Source organism: Paenibacillus sp. EB106-04-04-XG159, from assembly GCF_058791835.1.
Map to the genome: position 1 here is coordinate 51130 of NZ_JBYTDY010000018.1, position 18637 is coordinate 69766.

General features: G+C 41.7%; 23 protein-coding genes. 16 read left to right on the forward strand and 7 right to left on the reverse strand.

What is annotated here, in order from left to right:
* The first annotated feature begins 7 nt into the window (after positions 1-7).
* The 8 genes from AC3WTP_RS19040 (at position 8) to AC3WTP_RS19075 (ending at position 6965) form a co-directional block, all read left to right on the forward strand.
* Positions 8-1672, forward strand: a complete 1665-nt coding sequence (locus AC3WTP_RS19040) for a DUF4091 domain-containing protein (protein WP_492396214.1) — start codon at positions 8-10, stop codon at positions 1670-1672.
* A 56-nt stretch (positions 1673-1728) separates the two neighbouring features.
* Complete coding sequence (locus AC3WTP_RS19045) at positions 1729-2625, forward strand: hypothetical protein (RefSeq protein ID WP_492396215.1); 897 nt, start codon at positions 1729-1731, stop codon at positions 2623-2625.
* A gap of 268 nt (positions 2626-2893) precedes the next feature.
* On the forward strand, positions 2894-3376 hold the full coding sequence (locus AC3WTP_RS19050) for a DUF2975 domain-containing protein (RefSeq protein WP_492396216.1): 483 nt from the start codon (positions 2894-2896) through the stop codon (positions 3374-3376).
* Positions 3377-3386: 10 nt separating this feature from the next.
* On the forward strand, positions 3387-3608 hold the full coding sequence (locus AC3WTP_RS19055; RefSeq protein ID WP_492396217.1) for a helix-turn-helix domain-containing protein: 222 nt from the start codon (positions 3387-3389) through the stop codon (positions 3606-3608).
* 24 nt (positions 3609-3632) lie between these two features.
* Positions 3633-4877: a DUF4153 domain-containing protein gene (locus AC3WTP_RS19060; RefSeq protein ID WP_492396218.1), complete on the forward strand. Its 1245-nt coding sequence runs from the start codon at positions 3633-3635 to the stop codon at positions 4875-4877.
* 443 nt (positions 4878-5320) lie between these two features.
* Positions 5321-5791: a DinB family protein gene (locus AC3WTP_RS19065; protein WP_492396219.1), complete on the forward strand. Its 471-nt coding sequence runs from the start codon at positions 5321-5323 to the stop codon at positions 5789-5791.
* Between the two features lie 51 nt (positions 5792-5842).
* Positions 5843-6289 carry a YdeI/OmpD-associated family protein gene (locus AC3WTP_RS19070; protein ID WP_492396220.1) on the forward strand — a complete coding sequence of 149 codons (447 nt, stop codon included), beginning with the start codon at positions 5843-5845 and terminating at the stop codon, positions 6287-6289.
* Between the two features lie 256 nt (positions 6290-6545).
* A complete protein-coding gene (locus AC3WTP_RS19075) occupies positions 6546-6965 on the forward strand; it encodes a VOC family protein (protein ID WP_492396221.1) in 420 nt (139 codons plus the stop codon).
* A gap of 130 nt (positions 6966-7095) precedes the next feature.
* Here the strand turns inward: AC3WTP_RS19075 and AC3WTP_RS19080 are convergent, their stop codons facing one another.
* Positions 7096-7461 (reverse strand): hypothetical protein, encoded by a 366-nt coding sequence (locus tag AC3WTP_RS19080; protein WP_492396222.1) that lies wholly within the window; start codon positions 7459-7461, stop codon positions 7096-7098.
* Between the two features lie 319 nt (positions 7462-7780).
* On the opposite strand from AC3WTP_RS19080, the gene AC3WTP_RS19085 reads away from it, so the two are divergent.
* The 4 genes from AC3WTP_RS19085 (at position 7781) to AC3WTP_RS19100 (ending at position 10652) form a co-directional block, all read left to right on the forward strand.
* On the forward strand, positions 7781-8509 hold the full coding sequence (locus AC3WTP_RS19085) for a hypothetical protein (protein ID WP_492396223.1): 729 nt from the start codon (positions 7781-7783) through the stop codon (positions 8507-8509).
* 105 nt (positions 8510-8614) lie between these two features.
* Positions 8615-8986, forward strand: coding sequence for a VOC family protein (locus AC3WTP_RS19090; RefSeq protein WP_492396224.1), 372 nt, complete (start codon positions 8615-8617; stop codon positions 8984-8986).
* A gap of 349 nt (positions 8987-9335) precedes the next feature.
* A complete protein-coding gene (locus tag AC3WTP_RS19095) occupies positions 9336-10139 on the forward strand; it encodes an extracellular solute-binding protein (protein WP_492396225.1) in 804 nt (267 codons plus the stop codon).
* A 39-nt stretch (positions 10140-10178) separates the two neighbouring features.
* A complete protein-coding gene (locus tag AC3WTP_RS19100) occupies positions 10179-10652 on the forward strand; it encodes a COG4315 family predicted lipoprotein (RefSeq protein ID WP_492396226.1) in 474 nt (157 codons plus the stop codon).
* Between the two features lie 174 nt (positions 10653-10826).
* On the opposite strand, the gene AC3WTP_RS19105 is transcribed toward AC3WTP_RS19100, so the two are convergent.
* From AC3WTP_RS19105 to AC3WTP_RS19125, 5 genes are all read right to left on the reverse strand, one after another.
* Positions 10827-10988 carry a hypothetical protein gene (locus AC3WTP_RS19105; RefSeq protein ID WP_492396227.1) on the reverse strand — a complete coding sequence of 54 codons (162 nt, stop codon included), beginning with the start codon at positions 10986-10988 and terminating at the stop codon, positions 10827-10829.
* Positions 10989-11426: 438 nt separating this feature from the next.
* On the reverse strand, positions 11427-11771 hold the full coding sequence (locus tag AC3WTP_RS19110) for an EamA family transporter (RefSeq protein ID WP_492396228.1): 345 nt from the start codon (positions 11769-11771) through the stop codon (positions 11427-11429).
* Positions 11764-12099, reverse strand: coding sequence for a DUF2304 domain-containing protein (locus AC3WTP_RS19115; protein ID WP_492396229.1), 336 nt, complete (start codon positions 12097-12099; stop codon positions 11764-11766). Before AC3WTP_RS19115 ends, AC3WTP_RS19110 begins: the two co-directional genes overlap by 8 nt.
* Positions 12096-12818 (reverse strand): glycosyltransferase family 2 protein, encoded by a 723-nt coding sequence (locus tag AC3WTP_RS19120; protein ID WP_492396230.1) that lies wholly within the window; start codon positions 12816-12818, stop codon positions 12096-12098. Before AC3WTP_RS19120 ends, AC3WTP_RS19115 begins: the two co-directional genes overlap by 4 nt.
* Before the next feature lie 8 nt (positions 12819-12826).
* Positions 12827-14107 carry an ArnT family glycosyltransferase gene (locus tag AC3WTP_RS19125; RefSeq protein WP_492396231.1) on the reverse strand — a complete coding sequence of 427 codons (1281 nt, stop codon included), beginning with the start codon at positions 14105-14107 and terminating at the stop codon, positions 12827-12829.
* Between the two features lie 274 nt (positions 14108-14381).
* Between AC3WTP_RS19125 and AC3WTP_RS19130 the strand changes: the two genes are divergently transcribed.
* From AC3WTP_RS19130 to AC3WTP_RS19145, 4 genes are all read left to right on the forward strand, one after another.
* On the forward strand, positions 14382-15098 hold the full coding sequence (locus AC3WTP_RS19130) for an AraC family transcriptional regulator (protein ID WP_492396232.1): 717 nt from the start codon (positions 14382-14384) through the stop codon (positions 15096-15098).
* A 249-nt stretch (positions 15099-15347) separates the two neighbouring features.
* Positions 15348-15653, forward strand: a complete 306-nt coding sequence (locus AC3WTP_RS19135) for a LiaF transmembrane domain-containing protein (protein WP_492396233.1) — start codon at positions 15348-15350, stop codon at positions 15651-15653.
* 45 nt (positions 15654-15698) lie between these two features.
* A complete protein-coding gene (locus tag AC3WTP_RS19140; protein ID WP_492396234.1) occupies positions 15699-15959 on the forward strand; it encodes a PspC domain-containing protein in 261 nt (86 codons plus the stop codon).
* An 82-nt stretch (positions 15960-16041) separates the two neighbouring features.
* Positions 16042-16731, forward strand: a complete 690-nt coding sequence (locus AC3WTP_RS19145) for a PspA/IM30 family protein (RefSeq protein ID WP_492396235.1) — start codon at positions 16042-16044, stop codon at positions 16729-16731.
* Between the two features lie 320 nt (positions 16732-17051).
* On the opposite strand, the gene AC3WTP_RS19150 is transcribed toward AC3WTP_RS19145, so the two are convergent.
* Entirely contained in the window at positions 17052-18599 is a 1548-nt protein-coding gene (locus AC3WTP_RS19150; protein WP_492396236.1) for an FAD-dependent oxidoreductase, read from the reverse strand.
* Between the last annotated feature and the right edge of the window lie 38 nt (positions 18600-18637).

Consider the following 18637-nt stretch of genomic DNA (forward strand, 5'->3'; position numbering starts at 1 on the left):
GTAAACGATGAATGCTTCGCAGCCATTTCAGACGATGTTATTAAGTTCGTTGGCTAAGGTATTTGCTGATGAAGTGCCAAATCATGAATCTTATGGTCGTGCAACCGCACTTGTTGGAGAGATATTTTCGTTCCAAGTCGCTTATACCTCAGATACACTTCTGAAGAACATCGATGTAGAGATAAAGTCATCTCTTTCAGACCATATATGTATAAGATCGGTTGGACTTGTTCCCTCGGAAATGCCTTGTTTCAGTAACTATGATACGGATGTATTACGCACCACGCCAGGACTATATCCTGATCCATTATATAAGCTAGATCAGCAATCTGTATCTTCGATCCCAGGACAATGGCGTTCGATATGGGTGACGATAACATTGGATGAATCCGTGATTACTATGGGGCTTCATTCTATTCAGGTCCTATTTCGATCATCTGAAGGACAGCTATTAAGGGAATCAGATGTATTCGAGTTAACCGTCATCCCTGCTACACTACCGCCGCAACAGTTGATTCATACGGAATGGTTACATGTAGATTGTCTTGCCACAAAGTATGGTGTTGAAGTATTTAGTGAAGCTCACTGGGCACTTATTGAACGTTATGCAGACACGATGATTAAGCATGGCATGAACATGATCTTGACCCCGTTGTTCACACCGCCTTTGGATACAGCCATTGGTGGAGTGCGTCCGACGGTACAACTAGTATCCGTGACTAAAGTGGAAGATACCTATGAATTTGGATTTGATCTACTTACTCGTTGGGTAACGATGTGCCGACGGCTTGGCTTCAAATATTTTGAGTTCTCTCATTTATTCACCCAATGGGGTGCGAAGTGTGCACCGAAGATCATGGTAACCATTCAAGGTGAAGAGCAACAGTTATTCGGTTGGGATACTAGCGCATCCTCAGCGGAGTACCGTAGCTTCTTGGATCAATTTTTACCTTGTTTAGATCGATATTTGAAAGAGCATGGCCTAGATCAGCAGAGCTGGTTCCATATTTCAGATGAACCAGGAGAGGAACATTTGGAATCGTACCGAGCTGCAAGTGAGATCATTCATAAGCATTTATCAGATTATCCGATCATGGACGCCTTGTCCGAATTGGAGTTGTATAAGCAGGGCCTGGTAAAAAGACCGATTCCAGCGAATACCCATATTGAGCTTTTCTTAGAGCATCAGGTTCCAGACCTTTGGACGTATTATTGCTGCGCCCAAGGTGAACAGGTATCCAACCGTTTTTTTAACATGCCGTCTGCAAGAAATCGCATTGTCGGATTTCAATTGTATAAATTCGGATTACAGGGCTTCCTGCACTGGGGTTATAACTTCTGGTACTCGCAATATTCCTTGAATCAGCAGCTGGATCCGTATCGTACGACTGACGCGGAGCATGCATTTCCTTCAGGAGATGCTTACTTGGTCTATCCGGGAGAAGAAGGCCCGATTGAATCGATTCGTTTGGAAGTTCTTTATGAAGGGCTACAGGATTTGCGCGCACTAGAATTACTTGAGCAGAAAATTGGCAAGGAAGCGACCATAGCCATTATGGAAGAGGGTCTGAGTGAGCCTTTGACGTTCGCTGTATACCCGAGGGATTGTGGAGTGTGGCTCTTAGCGGCAAGAGAGCGGATCAATCAAGTCTTAGCAAGTTATTATACTTAACAGCGTAAAGAGGTTCCAATCATCATGAAGGTATATGAATACTGGAGGAAATACTGTTGACTATCTTGCTAATTGCCATGACGATCGTGCTGTTTGCAGCACAAACCTTATCTATGAAGCTAATCAGAGCAGACAATCTTCGTCAAAGATTGCTCATCAACACCGGATTCACTCTGATCGCATCATCCGGATTACTGCTTTACAGTCTATTTCAACCAAAGGTACTCCTTATTAGTAGTGATACTCTGCTGCTTGGAATCATGTTCGGTCTTGTCTTTACGCTCACGATTATCTTTTACAATCTGGCTATTAGTACAGGACCTCTTTCTTATACGGCATTCTACTTTTCCGCCAGTATGATTATTCCCGCGTTGACAGGTATCATTGCCTTTGATGAACCGTTAAAGGTAACTGTCATCGCAGCTATTATGCTTTTTCTAGCAGCATTCTACTTTATTAATGTAAACCCAGATACGAGGAGTGGTAACAAGACTAGTCAGAAATGGAAGATCTATTGCTTGCTTACCTTCTTGTGCAACGGATCACTCGCCGTCATTCAGAAGGTTCATCAATATAAAATGGAGGGTACACAATCGGATGGATTGATGCTTGTGGGGTTCTGTTCAGCCTTTGTTTTCTACGCTATTGCTTATGGAGTCATGTGTATGGTACGTAACGCTAAGATGAGTATGTCTTTAGTGGGAGAAGTCGCATTGCTGCGCAAGAATATTTTACCCATGGTATTGCTTGCAGCTACTTCACTGATTGGTAATCTGATCATGACCTATTTATCAGGCTTCGTACCGAGCTCTTATCTGTTCCCGCTTGTGCAGGGCAGCATCCTTGTTTCCATTACCCTGTGCTCCGTGCTAATCTTCCGTGAACATCTCAGCCGTTTTGGGAGAATCGGACTTACACTCGGCTTAGCGGCTATTATCATTATCAATTTCTAAAAGACAAAGAGGGACAGCTTACTTTATATCTGAATAATTCATTACGACACTGCGTTAATATGATGTGAAATAGTTGTAGTAAAGCATAAAAAGTCCTACTGCAAGTCGAGCGAGAAGCAGGTATTCGATCCTGTTTTCCCTCGGCTTTTTTTTAAATATTTTTTTGGAAAACAACAATAATATATCTAATGCCACCATTTATTTATTGCAAAACGATAAATCATGTGTTAAAGTCGAATTAAATTTAATCATAAGTGAGGGGCTTTTTGTGAAACGAGGAACAACAATCTTTTTAAAGATAGCTGTTATTATTATTGGAATTCCTGTTCTTGCTTTGTGTATATTTTTGGTGCCTGAGATAGCGAATTATGCAGTAGTATTGTATCCAGATATGACTTTTTTGAAATATCTCGTTTTTATCGGTTTGTATGTCACAGCAATGCCTTTTTACTATGCTCTGTATCAAGCTTTTAAACTTTTAAACTATATTGACAAGAATAAAGCTTTCTCGGATTTATCTGTAGAGGCTTTAAAGACTATAAAATACTGTGCAATTACAATCAGTATCTTATATGTTGTAGACATGCCACTCTTTTATCTCATTGGGGAAAAAGACGACGCTCCGGGCGTCATAGTAATCGGATTGGTCATTATTTTTGCTTCAATGGTGATCGCAGTCTTTGCTGCTGTTCTTCAAAAGCTTTTAAAAGAGGCTATTGATATAAAATCAGAAAATGATTTGACGGTCTGAGGTGAATGACATGGCGATTATAATCAATATTGACGTGATGTTGGCTAAGAGGAAAATGAGCGTAACTGAACTTTCGGAGAGGGTTGGAATAACGATGGCTAATCTTTCTATATTGAAAAATGGAAAGGCAAAAGCGATTCGATTATCCACTTTAGAGGGGATTTGTGAAGCTTTAGAATGTCAGCCTGGCGATATTTTAGAATACAGAAGTGACAAAGAGACGCAAGGATAAACAATTATAAGGGGAGGTGTAACCATGGACATTAACAATCGGATTATTGATAATATGGACAACCCCCATGAGCTAGAGAGAATGTTTAGAATAGAACCCGAAGCTTTTAAAAAATCATTCTCATACGCCTGGGAACAAAACCCTGATTCGCAGGTTCTTGCCGTTTGGTTTGAAAGATTGCATTTCAAGGAGACGGTAAATACAGAAAAAGCATCCTTGCTCCAGAAAGATTTCTTATTCATGGGCATTTTAGCAGTTCTGGCCGGGATTAGCACCAGGATCATTATGCATTTTGTTGAACAGCAAGCAATATCTCCTATTAACCTTGTATTTGGTGTACTTCCCTTTATAGCCGCCTATTTTGTATACAAGAATTCAGCCAACAAAAATATTCTATACACCCTTGTAGCGTTATTCCTAATCTCAGGAATTTATATGAATATGCTTCCACTAGAGAATAAAGACAGTATTATCCTGGCTTATCTACACCTGCCCATTTTCTTATGGGTATTAGTAGGGATTGCATTTACAGGAAATGAATATGGCATAGGCAGGACAAGATTAGCCTATCTTAAATTTAATGGGGAATTTTGCATACTCTACGCCAGCATGGCCATTAGCGGAATGCTGCTAACAGCATTAACCATGCGGTTATTTAGTTTTGTCGGCATGGATATATCTGAATTCTATTTTAAAAATGTCGTATTATTTGGTGCTGCCGCGCTCGCTATTGTGGCTGCATACCTGGTATTAAGCAACCTTAAACTTGCTAAAAATATAGCACCCTATATAGCCAAAATTTTTAGTCCTCTTGTACTGGTAACATTGTTGGTCTATCTTATAACGGTGATTTGGGTCGGAAAAAATCCATTCTTGGACCGCGATTTTCTCCTATCCTTCAACGGAATACTCCTTAGTGTATTGGCCGTCACCATATTCTCCATTACCGAGAGTGGCACTGACGAGAAAAAGAGCATTTCTGATTATATAAACTTTGGCCTAATTGTTCTCGCACTTATCATTGACTGTGTGGCTTTATCAGCCATAGTGTTCAGGCTCTCTTCTTATGGGATTACGCCCAACAGACTTGCTGTTTTAGGTGTAAACATACTGATCTGTGCCAATCTAATTTGGATTATGTTCTCCTATATGCGATTTCTATTTAACAAAACCGGACCTTCAGCCATCCAGGATGCGGTTACTAAGTATTTGCCGGTCTACGGACTTTGGGCAGCTTTCGTTACATTTATATTTCCTTTAATCTTTTAATAGAAAAGCTCTGTAAATGCATATTTTTCTTTGTAAGAAGATAATAATAGACAACAAATTTTTCAATAAACGCAGAACGATAATTGAGGAGCTTGCCTTGGGCAGCTCCTTTTTAGCTAATTGAAGTAACGGGCAGAAGAGCATGGTGAGATGTCTAGAATCGTATGACACGATCTCGCGGGCAATCGCATGGACCAATGTGCCGTGGTGCTTGGCAAAATAATCATTAACGCTCGCCCACTGTCGCAGTCGCACGGCTTTATTGGGTGTAGCTAGCTTGACGTGAAGGCGCGTGGGCTCGTCTTTCAAACGGAATGATAAGTCTCTGAAGCCTCCAGGACTTCATAAATTTGTAAAATGAACTGCTGAGAATGGGAAGGTTTTGTTTGTTGAGAACAAGAATAAAGTTAAGATTCTAAATTTCGAGAAGTGAGTTGATGAGCATGAGTGACAAGATGGTAGCTGTCTTAAGAAGACAGTTTGAACCGACATTAGAAATGTTGAAGCAACTTATCGAAGTATGTCCTGATGATTTTTGGATGGATGCCAAGCAAAAATACTGGAAGCATATATTTCATGCTACAACCAGTATGAAATTTTGGTTTAGGCAGCAGAAGGATGAAGAATTCAAAATACCTGACTTCGGTAAGGATGTAACAGAAGCCCTAGATAAGGAATGCTCTGACTACCCTACTAAAGAGGAAATGACGAAGTACGTTGAGGATATATTGAGTGTGGCTCGTAAGTTTTTTGATGAACTTACTGACGACAGATTATTGGAACCATGTGTACTATACGAAGAAATAACTAAAACTGATGTAATCCTAATGCAGGTCCGACATGTTCAACATCATATAGGTTATTGCAACAACATACTGAATTCGAATCACCTAGAAGCAGTAAAGTGGCTATGATAACGTGAGTGATCAAAATTAACTTCTTTACAATGAGGAGTGTTATTCAATATGGTTTATGAATTTGATAGTGAGATAAAGATGCTGGACGGTAAAATGAAATGGAAAGTAGTTTATTTCCCATATTCAGTAAGGGAGATATTCAATACTAATGGTAAAGTATCTATTCAAATCTTCGTTGAAGGGCACGAATTTGACCATACGTTGTTGCCATCAAAAAATGGGCATTATTTTGTTTATAATGAATTTATTCGAAGAGCAGTACATAAAGAGATCGGTGACAAACTCCATGTAATTCTTAAGAAATGTGAGAAAAATCGTAATATTGTTGTGCCAGCTTACATTACTAAAAACCTTGAAGATCACCACATTCTGAATACATTCCTAGTTCAGCCTGATTACATTAAGCGAGAGCAGATAAATTATATTGAACTTGCTAAAAAGGAAGAGACAAAGAATAATCGAATACTAGCTTTATTTAAAAAACTTAAAAATTAATAAATAATGCAGTATGAAAATGTTGGAAAAATTACGACAAGAAACTTACACTTATATAAAATAATTGTATCAGTCATTAAACTAAACGGGACACGATTGTTTAATCTCTCCGAAAAATCAATCGGATTGTTTAAGCCAATCGCTATAGGGATGTTACACAAGGTCAAAGCACGGCTGCAGTGGTCTAGAGGATTATTTATTACAGTGGAGAAGTTATGGAAGGCATTGAATGATTTCTCTTGAGGGAGGGTTTCAAATGAACACCACATCAAAAAGTAAAACACTTGTTCATACTGTAGTTCAGGTTAGACTGCCAGTTAGAAATATCGATGAATCCGTTGCATGGTATGAAAAGTATTTCGGCTTTACACATTGCTGGAAAACCGAAGAAGAATCAGACCTGAAGCTTGAACCAGGACCCTATTTGTTTTTTAAACGAGTAGAACAACCCATTCCAATCCATATTGTATCGGACGGAAAGCCCTATGCGGTACTTTGTATAAAAACATCTGATGTTTTTGAATGTTACCAAAGATTCGTCGACGCAGGTGAAGAGGTAACCGAAATAACATATACTTGGGGTATTGATCGATTTCCTGAATTCAATGTTACAGATCCTTCGGGCAATATTATAAATATAGCGAACTATCCCGATTTACATATTAATGGCTTTTGAGCTATCGATCCGCGTTCACCGACAGCGGGAGTGATTGGACTAGCTTTCACGATAGCTCAATAAACCGCCTTTTCACCTGAAGTTCACCCTAGTTGTTAGACAAAATCTTATTACTCGTTAAGATTAATTATTATGGCGTGCTATTGATATCTTCGATGCTGTCCAACAAACTCTCTAACAATTTATTTCTTTTATCCTCGCTCTGTTTGATTACCGAAATAGGGTCTTTTTGCTCTTCGCTACCTTCCACCCATATGTAATCTGCACTAAATAACATCCGTTGTATAAATGCTTTAAAATATAAAGTGTATTGTTGTGATTCAACCGCAGTTTCCCACCTTAACCCTGAATAACTATGAATATTTTCATCGTAAAGCGATTGGTCAAATTCTGATACTTTTTGTGTAGGTTCAGTCGTTTGATTATCGCTATTACAACCTATGACTAAGATACTAGCTATGACTATCATAATTAAATTTGTGCAGATTTTTTTCATAGCCCCCGGTCCTCTCCTTTTTAAGGTATACACCACATTATGGTAAATGTTTCGGGTGTAAAAGTAGCGAGAAGTTCTATGTAGAACCACTCCGGCTCACGATAAAGCACATAACTTTTTAGTACCGCCATGTGGGAATTGCCGTCAAATGCTGCTTATAGGCGGCTCCTTATTGCTAAATTGAACTAACGAAGAACGATACTTGAACGGCTTCCGAAATTGATCGGGGCCTTTTCTCAGCTATAAACTGGAAAATTAGTTGATTTCATCTGAAACTTCGAGATAAGCAAGAACGTCTCTTGATTGAGGTGATATTCAGATGGGTTGGATGAATCGAGTGGGTCGAACTTCAATTGTGCTTCTTTTTATACTGGCTCTGGTTGGTTGCGGCGCGGCACAGAAAGGGACTGAATCCAATGGATGTATGGCTGAAATTGACTGGATTGATTTCCTTATGATCAATGACATTAAATATCATCAAAACTATGATGGAACCAAAGAGGTGACTACGAAACAACTTGGGAACAAGGTAGGTGAAGTTGCCTATATGTTGGACGATCATGCGTGTACGGATTATGTGTCCAAGAACGGGGATGCTGCTTACCTTCCCATTGGAACCGTTATCTATGAACTGAAAGGCTATAGACCCGAATTCCGAGTTGTCGCAAACAACAAAATTTATGAGGTGGATCATAATCCGAACGCTAAGACCATAGGGGAGCTCTTGGATATCGAGGGTAAAGTATCAAAGGTTGCTCTAGAAAGCGGCAATGACGGAAGCCCAATCGGCGACTTCAGCGAGAAGGCGTCGTCGGAATTCGTTCGAGAACTGCTACCTCTGTCGTATGTCGGCTTTGACGCGGTTTACGAGAAAACGAAGCATGATTCTGGGGTTTTTCTGCGCGTACACCTTGAGGACGGTACATCATTCCGTATGGTTTATTATCCGAAAGCGAATGCCTTCTCGGCAGGGGCCTTCGGAACGGAAAGATTAAATGAGTTGATCATGGAGCAAAGAAAACAAATCAAAGCAGCGGCGGGAATGTAAACGTACCAAGAGGTTACAATACTAGGTAAAACATGTGTTCATCAAAGTAATGTTATATACTTTATGCAATAAACCTTTTAAAAATAATTTATTATTGGAGGAAATATGAAACTTGGCGCATTCTCTGTAAGTTTAAGTGTAAAAGACATTCACAAATCAAAATCATTTTACGAAAATCTAGGATTTCAAGTCTTTGGAGGAGATATTACTCAAAATTGGCTCATTATGAAGAATGAAAGTTGTATAATTGGCCTATTCCAAGGAATGTTTGAAGAGAATATTCTGACTTTTAATCCAGGATGGAATGAAAATGCCGAAAATCTTAATTCGTTTACGGATATTCGAGATATTCAAAAACAGCTTAAAGCAAAAGGAATTAAAATGCTGACTGAAGCAGATGAAACAAGCGAAGGACCTGCAAGTTTTACAATTGAAGATCCTGATGGTAATTCCATCCTTATAGATCAACACAGATGAAGTAGATAAGCTAACCGGTACGATCATTCAATCAGCGGTAGTCTAGGACTTTATTTTCTCGTTCATAGCTGCTGCGATATATACACAATAATTAGCTAGAAAGGTCCTGATGAATTAAATCGGGGCCTTTTCGTGTTTAAGGGGCAAATGTTGATTGCAACAATTGAGGCACGAATCCCTACAAGCAATGACCCTTGCGGACCATCCTTAGGCAGGCACAGCAGACTAACTTACAATAGGTTTGTGGAACTTTATAACTATTTATCAATTATCATCAAACCGTTTTCAGCCTCCCTTCGTTTCCTTTAATAATACCGGTAATAATCATGTGTGAAATGGAGGAAGAATGATGAAGAAGACCGTGATCCTATCAGCACTAATGCTCTTTGCCATTACGGCAACCGGATGGTCAGCCTATGCAGAAATGGACCTTAAGCCGGCGTCCCAAGCGTCACCAATTTCCAGCCAAAGTGATCACGTCATCCGGGTGTACGGACCGGGCGGACCACTTGGACCGATCAAGGAAGCTGCTGAACATTTTTCAGCTGAAACGGGAATCAAGGTGGAAGTAACAGCCGGACCAGAGGGCAAATGGATCGACCAAGCCAAGCAAGATGCAGATATTATTTTCGGTGGCTCCGAGTATAATCTGCAGGACTTCATCTTTAACCACCCCGAAATGATCGACACGAAATCACGAACGGAGCTTTATTCGCGTGCTGCAGGAATATTGGTGAGGAAAGGAAATCCTAAGAAGATTGAAAACCTGGAGGATTTAACGAAAAAGGGAGTAAAAATAATCGATGTGAATGGGGCTGGCCAGCTTGGCCTGTGGGAAGACATGGCAGGCAGAAAAGGGCTGATCGAAGGCATTTCCCAAAATATTGATCTCTCTGTAAAGTCGAGTGCCGAAGCCATTGAACGATGGAAATCGAACTCCAGCTTGGACGCTTGGATTACTTATGAATCGTGGCATTACCGGCTTCAGGATGTGACCGACCTGGTCGAACTGCCCGAAGCAGAAAAGCTCTATCGTGGAACGCCGATCGCCCTGACGAATATCACCGATCAGAAAAAAGAGGCACAGCAGTTTATTGATTATTTAAAAACGGAAGAATCTCACCAAATATTTCAAAAATGGGGTTGGAAGTAAGGACTATCCTTAAATCCAAAAAAACTAGGAGGAACCAACATGAAAAAAGGAATTTTTGCCCTCGTGATACTTTCGATTGTTTTTGCTTTGGCTGCCTGCGGAAAAAGCACGGAGGGAAAAGCAGCGACGGGTCAATCCAATCAAGCCCAAACGGAAAAAGCCCCGGCTGACAGCCTCCAGCTGTTGAAGGATGAGAAAGCTGGAGAGTACCTGGCGGATTCACAGGGAATGGCCCTGTATTACTTTACGAAGGACGAAGCAGGAAAAAGCAATTGCAGCGGAGACTGCCTGGTAAACTGGCCGGCATTTGCCCAGAAGGATTTCGCCGTCCCTGAAGGCTTTGATAAAAAGGATTTCGCTACGATCACAAGAGAAGACAACAAAGAGAAGCAGGTTACGTACAAAGGCTTTCCTCTCTATTATTTTGTAAAAGACCAGAAAAAAGGGGATGTAACCGGGCAAGGAGTAAAAGATGTATGGTTTGTCGTAAACAGCAAAACAGAATTTAAATAAGCTTGTCCAGGGAACGATCAATCGCGGTCGTTCCCATGTCATAGACTTTTACTCCTACTGTGTTTCCTTGATACTCAGAAGGAACCGAGTATTGTTTGAGCCCTCATTACAAGTGAAATTTAAAAAAGGTATAAAGTTAGAATCTTAAAGATTCTGACTTTATACCTTTTATGATTAGGCTTTCTTTGTTTTGGACTGAATAGAAAAGCCAATACCGGACAATAGGGCTGTCAGTGAACCAATCATAGCAGCGATACCAATATCACCAAACATCATGCCACCCAGTAACATACCAATCACACCGAGTACAATAAGTAGAATTGAGATTATTTTCATTGTTATCATTTACCTCCCACATCTGAATTTCATCAATCATAATATTTTAGTAATCTGCGGAATGAAAACTGACTCCAACTTAATTTTCCTTGCTTTCACTCAATTATTAATTTTCTTCACACTTTTGAGAAGAAAATTTATTAGCCTGAGTAATAAAGTGACATGGGTCTTAAGTTTTATTTATGTAGTACCTTTGGTCAGCGTTAATCTACTATGAGTTCCACTCCCTTACAAAATTCCTGATAAATTGTGCTATTCGGACTAAGTATAACCAAATAAAAGCTAATAGTAAAGTTATCCCGAAATAGGTAATAGGTACTTTTGCCTATCTATGGCAATGATTTTGTGAGACGCTGACAAATTCAAAGAGTTGTTTTTCGTTCTTGTTAAGATGTGCTTTATACATCGAAAAATGAAACGATAGAGTGGTAAACATGTTTACTTCGCAATCAGATATACGCCAAACAAAATAACAACGACGCCTGCGATTTTGGTAAGTGTCAATTCCTCGCCGAACAACCACACTGCAGCGAACATGGCCAGCACATAAGCAAGACTTTGCATCGGATAGGCAACGCCAAGCGGTAAACGGGACAATACGATAAACCAGACTATGGTTGCAACACCATAAAGCATCAATCCAGCCCAGATAGCTGGTGATAAGGCCAGCTTCACCCATTGTAAGCCCCCGCTCTGCTGTAATCCGATCTTGAACAAAATTTGCCCGATTACCAAAAGTATAATATTACTGAACAACAAGCCATAACTCAGTGTCTTACTCATGTTGTCTGCTCTCCTTCATAATTGTCAATTCTTGAGCCAATCGCAGCACTTGATTGCTTAGCTTGGTAATGACGATCGTCATGTGCAGCATAATGGCAAAGCAGAATAGTAGACCGAACAGGAATAGTATCGCAGGCGCATATTTAACACCCAGCCACTGCGCGATCTGCTCTACGATCGAGACATTCAATGATACAACGAGCAGCGTTGCACCAAACGTGATCCATAACAGGGAATACTGCTCCTTGAGTTTCTGTCTTCTAACCAGTTCAAATATGATAATCAAGAACGTTAATGACAGCAGCACAGATAATAAATAGATGCTCATAATGGCTGTTTCACTTCCTTAAGGCGGGCAGCGCACATGATGACAGACAGCGATACCTTGATCATATAGTAGATAGATTTTAGAGGAGTGATGGAAGATTTGCCGGCTTGTCGTGCTCGCATCTCTGTCTTCACTTCTGCGATCTTGCATCCCTTGCGCTTCAGATAGACAATCGATTCTACCTCTGGATAATCCATCGGATAATACTCTGCATACAAGGCGATAACTTTGCGATTAGCTGCACGGAAACCGCTGGTCGTATCTGTGAATCGCTGACCCACGACGACACGCAGCAAGCCAGTGAAGAACACCATTCCGATACGCCGCATCACCGTCGAACTGTATGCCGTTTCTTCTACATAACGAGAGCCGATGACAAGATCATGCTGCTCTATTTGCTCGAACAACTTAGGCAGCTCTTCTGCACAATGCTGTCCATCAGCATCCATCTGCACAGCAATGTCATAGCCGTATTTCAACGCATATTGGTAACCAGTCTGCATTCCGCCGCCAATCCCAACATTAAAAGGCATCGTCAGTACTTTGGCGCCGTGATTGCATGCTACCTCAGCAGTTCGATCAGTAGATCCATCATTAATCACTAACACATCAACATCAGCAGCATGTGCGTGAATATCTTGAATCACTGCTCCAATACTGTTCTCCTCATTATAGGCTGGTATAATGACGAGCTTCTTCCCTGCATTCACGTTAATCATCCTTCCACCTAAAACGTGGTTACTTGATTCTTATGTCTTCTGACCCTAATCGTATGAATTAGTCGATCAACAGCTATAGCGGTATACATAAGCAGGAACACCATATTCGGGTAACCATACCTCGAAAAAGCTATAAATGGTATATAGATCACAGTAAAATAGATGATGGTCAGCAGCACAGGCAGCTGACGTTCCCAACTGCTTACCCTCCGAGACAGTACCATTCCCGCTACGCTTAATCCTATCAACAGCGCTTGAATAATATGCATAGCCACTAGACCTATACCAAGGACAGGGCGCCAGTAATAGGATTCAAAGTAGAGCCCGATTAACTTGCCTACCGTATACCAGAAGAAATATAGGAGCGGATCATGAGTAAAGCCATATTTCAATATATCGATTCCTTTGGCCACCGCACTAGAGTCAGAGCCGTTAAAGAGCGTCTCGGGATCATATTGGGGATAAGCTTCAAAGAAGCCCTCAGGAGGCATCAGATTGTAGATGCGAGTACCCAGCAAAAATGGGCTGCCGCCGGAATCTGTAAACAGAATAAAGCGATCGAACGTGATCATATTACGTATCCACCATGGGGATAGCAGAATTATGTATACTACGCCGATCATACATGTGAATCGCAGCATTTCTTTCCATGTGTACTTCTCTTTCCACCATAGAATAAGCAGTACAGCTGGAAATAAAGAAGCATGTGGTTTAAAGTAAGCTGCTGCTGCAGTAAGTACACCTATAAGCGCGTACCAGCCCCATTGCTTGGACTGTATAGCGGTTATGAATACACAGACTAGCAGCAATATGACGGTGCGGAACATCGTTTCAGAGAGAATAACGCCTGATGAGAAGTAGTCTGGGAGGTATAGTGCGTTCAACGCACATGCTATGAAGGCGATTCTCGAGTTAAACACATATCGTGCGATAATGAAGATCAAATACAGAGAGCCTGCCTGAAGCAGGCACTGGAACAGGCGAAAGGCTATAACTCCACCGCCATCCTGTCCAAAGATCGCCATGAACCCCGCTAGAATAAAGGGGAAACCCGGCATGATGAATGCGGATGGATCCGTTCCAGTATTATAGGAAAGTGTACCTTCGTTCAGCATTAGCTTCGCTGTCTGTATATATTTTACGTCATCATTGTTAGGATTGTTTGGATCTCCTAAAAAAAAGTAGTCTCCATAGCATAGAACGATCGATACGGACATCATCAATACGAAAGCCATAAGTCCATATAAGATTCGTCTTTCCTTAGGGTCTGTTATTATATATGAAAACAAGTATCTTCTCTCCCATCGTATTCATCTTTCTATTTAGTGCAACAATGGATATTTTATCATGAATTGACAGGATCACCCACCGTCTTCGGGCCTAATTTCACATCAAGACTTTAATCTGGAAAGGGAATCGAATTGGGCGCATGATGAAAGAGCATGGGGTGGATTCTAAACACAAAAAAAGAGAGAACGGATAATCTCAAGTCCTCAATCCCTGTTCTGCTACATATAACGTGCTATGATGGTGACAAATATGAATGGTAGAAAGGAGAGCGTTATGATCGATATTTCGCAGAAATTAAAGATTGAAGCGTTGCAGAACCACATTCATGAACAGTTTGGCCAAGATACATTGCATATATTAAGTGGACAGGCGATGTATGAACAATTTCATACACATCAGTTAATGGGAAGAGGGGATTATGTTCCTTTTAACGAAGCCATGTGCTCACATGTCACAGATGAGACCATATTCAGTGCTGAATTTATAAAAATGAGGGCTTCAGGACATCAGGTAACTGTACAGGAATATGAGAGTGTGGTCAGGACTCCTTTAAAACCGCTGCTCGAAAAGCACTACAAGTGCATCGTTCTATGGTTTGGCGATGACATGTTCTGTCAGATGAATGTGCTGACTGTGCTGGCGTATCTAGACCAAGCGGGGTATAGAGGGAAAGTGTTCTTCCATACGGTTAATGAAATGTCTTATGAGGTGGAAGCAACGGAAGTTCTTCCAGAAGGCTTTAAAGAAATGTATCAACAGGTGTTGATACATCATCGTCTTCCCGAAGCTCAGCTCATGCCGATCATGTCTCAGGGAATCAGACTGTATATGGAATACATAAAGCAAGATAATGAGATTACAACCTTTATTATAAAGCACCTAGATCAGTCTCAGGATGAATTGCTGAATCATTTATTTCAACGGTTTCCTCAGTATGGTCTGGGGGATACGCAATATATCAAAATCATTGAGGCCTTAAAAGAAGCCTAGGACATCCAATTGCAGGCGACTGCGACTAAAGCTTAATATCAATGCCAACGAGCCGAGCGATTATCAGGTATCCACTCCTGTATATCCTCGGCTCTATCTGTGGTCCGACCTCTACCCCAACTTCAGTCTAGGTGTAAATGTCGACTCACGACGGTTTTGCGAACATTGGAAAGAGACTAGAATAAGGACATAAGCAAACGATATTAACGATCAACATAAACAACAAACAATGAAAGTGGTGAGAAAGACATGCAGAAGAAAGGAAGTACATTAGCCATTGTCCTTATCGTTCTAGGCGGCTTCATATTGCTTAGCAACTTAGGGGACTGGTTTGGCGGATTGCTCAGCTACTTGCTGCCATTCGCGATGATCGCTCTCGGGTACTATGGAATTAAGGCTGGGAATTCATTCTTTGGTTGGGTGTTCCTCGTCATTGGAGCATTTTCACTAATAGGCAAGTTCTCCTGGTTGATTGGCATCATCATCGCAGTAGGGTTAATCGTGTGGGGCGTATCCATGTTGTCAGGCAAGAAACGTTCTTACCCGAATTATTGATCGAATGGGATCGCGGAATGTAAATCTAATGATGGAGTGAGTCATATGAATACGAAATTATATCGTTCAAGACGTGATTCGAAGTTGACGGGGTTGTGTGGAGGAATTGGGCAATGGATGGGAATAGATGTTACAGTTCTGCGGGTGCTATTTGTACTCGGGGTATTCTTTACCGGATTTACCTTGCTGATTCCTTACTTTATCATCGCCTTGGTAGTGCCTAAGGAGCCTCTTGCTCCTTACGGATTTCATTATGGAAATGGTGTAGGGCAAGGCTATTACGATCAGAACCAATACCATTTCTAAGCTTAATTACTGCTACCTATTGAATTGAAATAAATCATCTTTGCGACAAGATCGCACCAATCCAGAAAGGGGAATACGAACAATGAGTGTATTCAAACGAATTAAAGATATGACGAAGGCTTCGATGAATGAAATGTTGGATAAAATGGAGAATCCGATTGTGATGCTCAACCAATACCTGCGTGATATGGAGATTGAAATCCACGCCGCTGAAGTTACGGTTGCTAAGCAAATGACAGAAGAACGCCGCATGAAGCAGCGTTATGAGGAAGCTGTCCGTATAAGTGCTGAGCGTGAGGCGCAAGCAGAGCGCGCACTTACTGCGGGGCAAGAGGAGATGGCTCGCAAGCTGCTTGAAGAAAAAATATACTTCGATCAGAAGATTGCAGAGTACGGCGATCTGCATATCCAAGCACAAGGTCACGCAGCCGAGTTAGCGCAGCAACTGCAGATGATGAAGGATGAGTTCTACAAGCTTCGCAATAAGCGCAATGAACTGGCTGCTCGTGCACAGATGGCTGAAGCGCGCAAGCAAATGGCTTCCATCAGCACACTGCATACGATTGAAAGCGGCAGCGCATCGCTTGGTTTCCACCGCATGGAAGAAAAGATTATGCAGTTAGAAGCCGAAGCAGAGGTCATGCGCGTACCTTACAGCGCGGGTATAACAGCTTACCAACCGCCGGTTGATGTGGAGAAGCAATTGAAGGTGGAAGAACAATTGGCAGCTATGAAGGCTAAGCTGGGTAAGTCCGAAGAAGAAACAGAATAAACGCAGCACAGCAAGGGGCTCTCCTAAAAGTGGATTTTTTCTACCTGGGAAAGCCCCTTGATTTTCGGCTCGCCGATGCGGTTGTACAGCTATTCGATAAAATCGATAGCTATCTACAAGGGCCGGGAGCGGACTCACGAGCCGCTATTTGCACCAAACACCACTAATTCGCCATACTAGCGGACCGCAGAGCCGTTATTTGACCTGAATAAGCAGTTTAGTGTTAGTTTTGAAGCAAATAGCGTCATCTGAGTCCGCAAGCCCTCAAAAAACACCCCGAAATCATGAAATAGCGGCCCCTGTGTCCGTTCTGGTGCCAATCAGTTGTGATCTTCGATTTTAGTTAACGGTTTCGTAGCGGGACCTTCCATCACATCTCCATCAATCGAGAATCTTGAGCCGTGACAAGGACAATCCCAGCTTCGATCGCCGTGGTTCCACTCCAATTCGCATCCCATATGGGTACATGTGGTATCGACGATATGCAGTTCGCCTTTTTCATCTCGGTAGGCTCCAGCCCTCTTACCATTTACGGATACGACGGCGCCTTCATCATTCGCTAGGTTCTCAGGCTTGTTGCGAACGAATTCCAACTTGCCTCCGATGAGGTGCTTGGCTACATTCGCATTCTGAACGATAAAGTTCTTCACATCTGGAACAACATCGAATCTAGAAGGCGTAAATAACTCTCGATACGCGTTCTCTTTCCCTATAATCAAGTCTCGAAGCAGCAGTGCGGCGGCAGTTCCATTCGTCATTCCCCATTTTCGATACCCTGTCGCAACGTAAATGTTAGGGGTTGAGGATGAGAGTTGTCCAACGTAAGGGATCTTATCTAATGTGACTAGATCTTGAGTAGACCACCGATACGAAAATTGTTCAATTCCAAACGTCGTGTTCGCAAAATCCTGCAGCGCCTCATAATGCTTGATCGTGCATATCCCTTGACCGGTCTTGTGACCATCTCCGCCAATCAAGATCAAATGCTCCCCATTGCCGAGCGGTGTAGCTCGCACGGAACGTTTCGGTTGATCTGCACTGATATACATGCCGCCCAAATATCGTTTATTGCTCTTGACCCCAATCACATAGGAGCGTTCAGCATGCAGCCTTGTAAAATAAAAACCCATTCCGTCAATAATAGGGAAGTGTGAGCATGAAATCACGTGCTTAGCCATTATTTTATAGCCGTCCCGTGTTACTGCTGTTGGTTGAGGTTCCTTGTCGACGGTTTCTACCATGGTATGTTCATAGATAATCCCGCCTGACTGAATAAACAATTCAACTAGCTTCCTTAAATATTTGAGCGGGTGAAACTGGGCTTGTTTATGCATCACAATGGCAGCTTTAATCGGTATGGGAAGAGCGATCTGGTTTACGATCTCACCGTTAATTCCAAGCTTCTCATAGGCGGCCAGCTCGTTCTGGATCTTCGTTGTGTAATCATCTGAATTCGTATAGATATAGGCATCCTGTTTGCTGAAATCACATTGAATTTCGTGTTCTTCAACGGTTCGCTTGATAAATTGCAGGGCCTCGTTATTGGCTTGGTAATAGAGCTGCGCCTTTTCTTGACCAAAGTTGTTGATTAGCTCGTCGTAAATCAAATCATGCTGTGCCGTTATTTTCGCCGTAGTATGCCCGGTTGTACCATTCAGCAGCTGACCTGCTTCCAATAGCACAACTTTAAGTCCTTCTTGGGCTAATAAATATCCGGTCGTTATTCCAGAAATCCCTCCGCCAACGATAACAACCTCAGCTTGAATAGATTCAGTCAGCTTAGGGAAGGAGGGAAGGCTTAATGTGTCCCACCAGTAAGACTCGGGGAATTGGGGCATATCTTCAGATATCACAGGTTCCATATCCATAATGGTCATACCTCCAGTAATAGGATCTGTCTGTATAT

Coding starts and splice junctions, on each gene's coding strand:
- AC3WTP_RS19065 (WP_492396219.1), top strand. CDS start 5,321: ATGAGTGACAAGATGGTAGCTGTCTTAAGAAGACAGTTTGAACCGACA.
- AC3WTP_RS19140 (WP_492396234.1), top strand. CDS start 15,699: ATGAATACGAAATTATATCGTTCAAGACGTGATTCGAAGTTGACGGGG.
- AC3WTP_RS19130 (WP_492396232.1), top strand. CDS start 14,382: ATGATCGATATTTCGCAGAAATTAAAGATTGAAGCGTTGCAGAACCAC.
- AC3WTP_RS19055 (WP_492396217.1), top strand. CDS start 3,387: ATGGCGATTATAATCAATATTGACGTGATGTTGGCTAAGAGGAAAATG.
- AC3WTP_RS19100 (WP_492396226.1), top strand. CDS start 10,179: ATGAAAAAAGGAATTTTTGCCCTCGTGATACTTTCGATTGTTTTTGCT.
- AC3WTP_RS19070 (WP_492396220.1), top strand. CDS start 5,843: ATGGTTTATGAATTTGATAGTGAGATAAAGATGCTGGACGGTAAAATG.
- AC3WTP_RS19105 (WP_492396227.1), bottom strand. CDS start 10,988: ATGAAAATAATCTCAATTCTACTTATTGTACTCGGTGTGATTGGTATG.
- AC3WTP_RS19075 (WP_492396221.1), top strand. CDS start 6,546: ATGAACACCACATCAAAAAGTAAAACACTTGTTCATACTGTAGTTCAG.
- AC3WTP_RS19110 (WP_492396228.1), bottom strand. CDS start 11,771: ATGAGTAAGACACTGAGTTATGGCTTGTTGTTCAGTAATATTATACTT.
- AC3WTP_RS19145 (WP_492396235.1), top strand. CDS start 16,042: ATGAGTGTATTCAAACGAATTAAAGATATGACGAAGGCTTCGATGAAT.
- AC3WTP_RS19120 (WP_492396230.1), bottom strand. CDS start 12,818: ATGATTAACGTGAATGCAGGGAAGAAGCTCGTCATTATACCAGCCTAT.
- AC3WTP_RS19040 (WP_492396214.1), top strand. CDS start 8: ATGAATGCTTCGCAGCCATTTCAGACGATGTTATTAAGTTCGTTGGCT.
- AC3WTP_RS19090 (WP_492396224.1), top strand. CDS start 8,615: ATGAAACTTGGCGCATTCTCTGTAAGTTTAAGTGTAAAAGACATTCAC.
- AC3WTP_RS19115 (WP_492396229.1), bottom strand. CDS start 12,099: ATGAGCATCTATTTATTATCTGTGCTGCTGTCATTAACGTTCTTGATT.
- AC3WTP_RS19085 (WP_492396223.1), top strand. CDS start 7,781: ATGGGTTGGATGAATCGAGTGGGTCGAACTTCAATTGTGCTTCTTTTT.
- AC3WTP_RS19095 (WP_492396225.1), top strand. CDS start 9,336: ATGAAGAAGACCGTGATCCTATCAGCACTAATGCTCTTTGCCATTACG.
- AC3WTP_RS19135 (WP_492396233.1), top strand. CDS start 15,348: ATGCAGAAGAAAGGAAGTACATTAGCCATTGTCCTTATCGTTCTAGGC.
- AC3WTP_RS19080 (WP_492396222.1), bottom strand. CDS start 7,461: ATGAAAAAAATCTGCACAAATTTAATTATGATAGTCATAGCTAGTATC.
- AC3WTP_RS19150 (WP_492396236.1), bottom strand. CDS start 18,599: ATGGATATGGAACCTGTGATATCTGAAGATATGCCCCAATTCCCCGAG.
- AC3WTP_RS19060 (WP_492396218.1), top strand. CDS start 3,633: ATGGACATTAACAATCGGATTATTGATAATATGGACAACCCCCATGAG.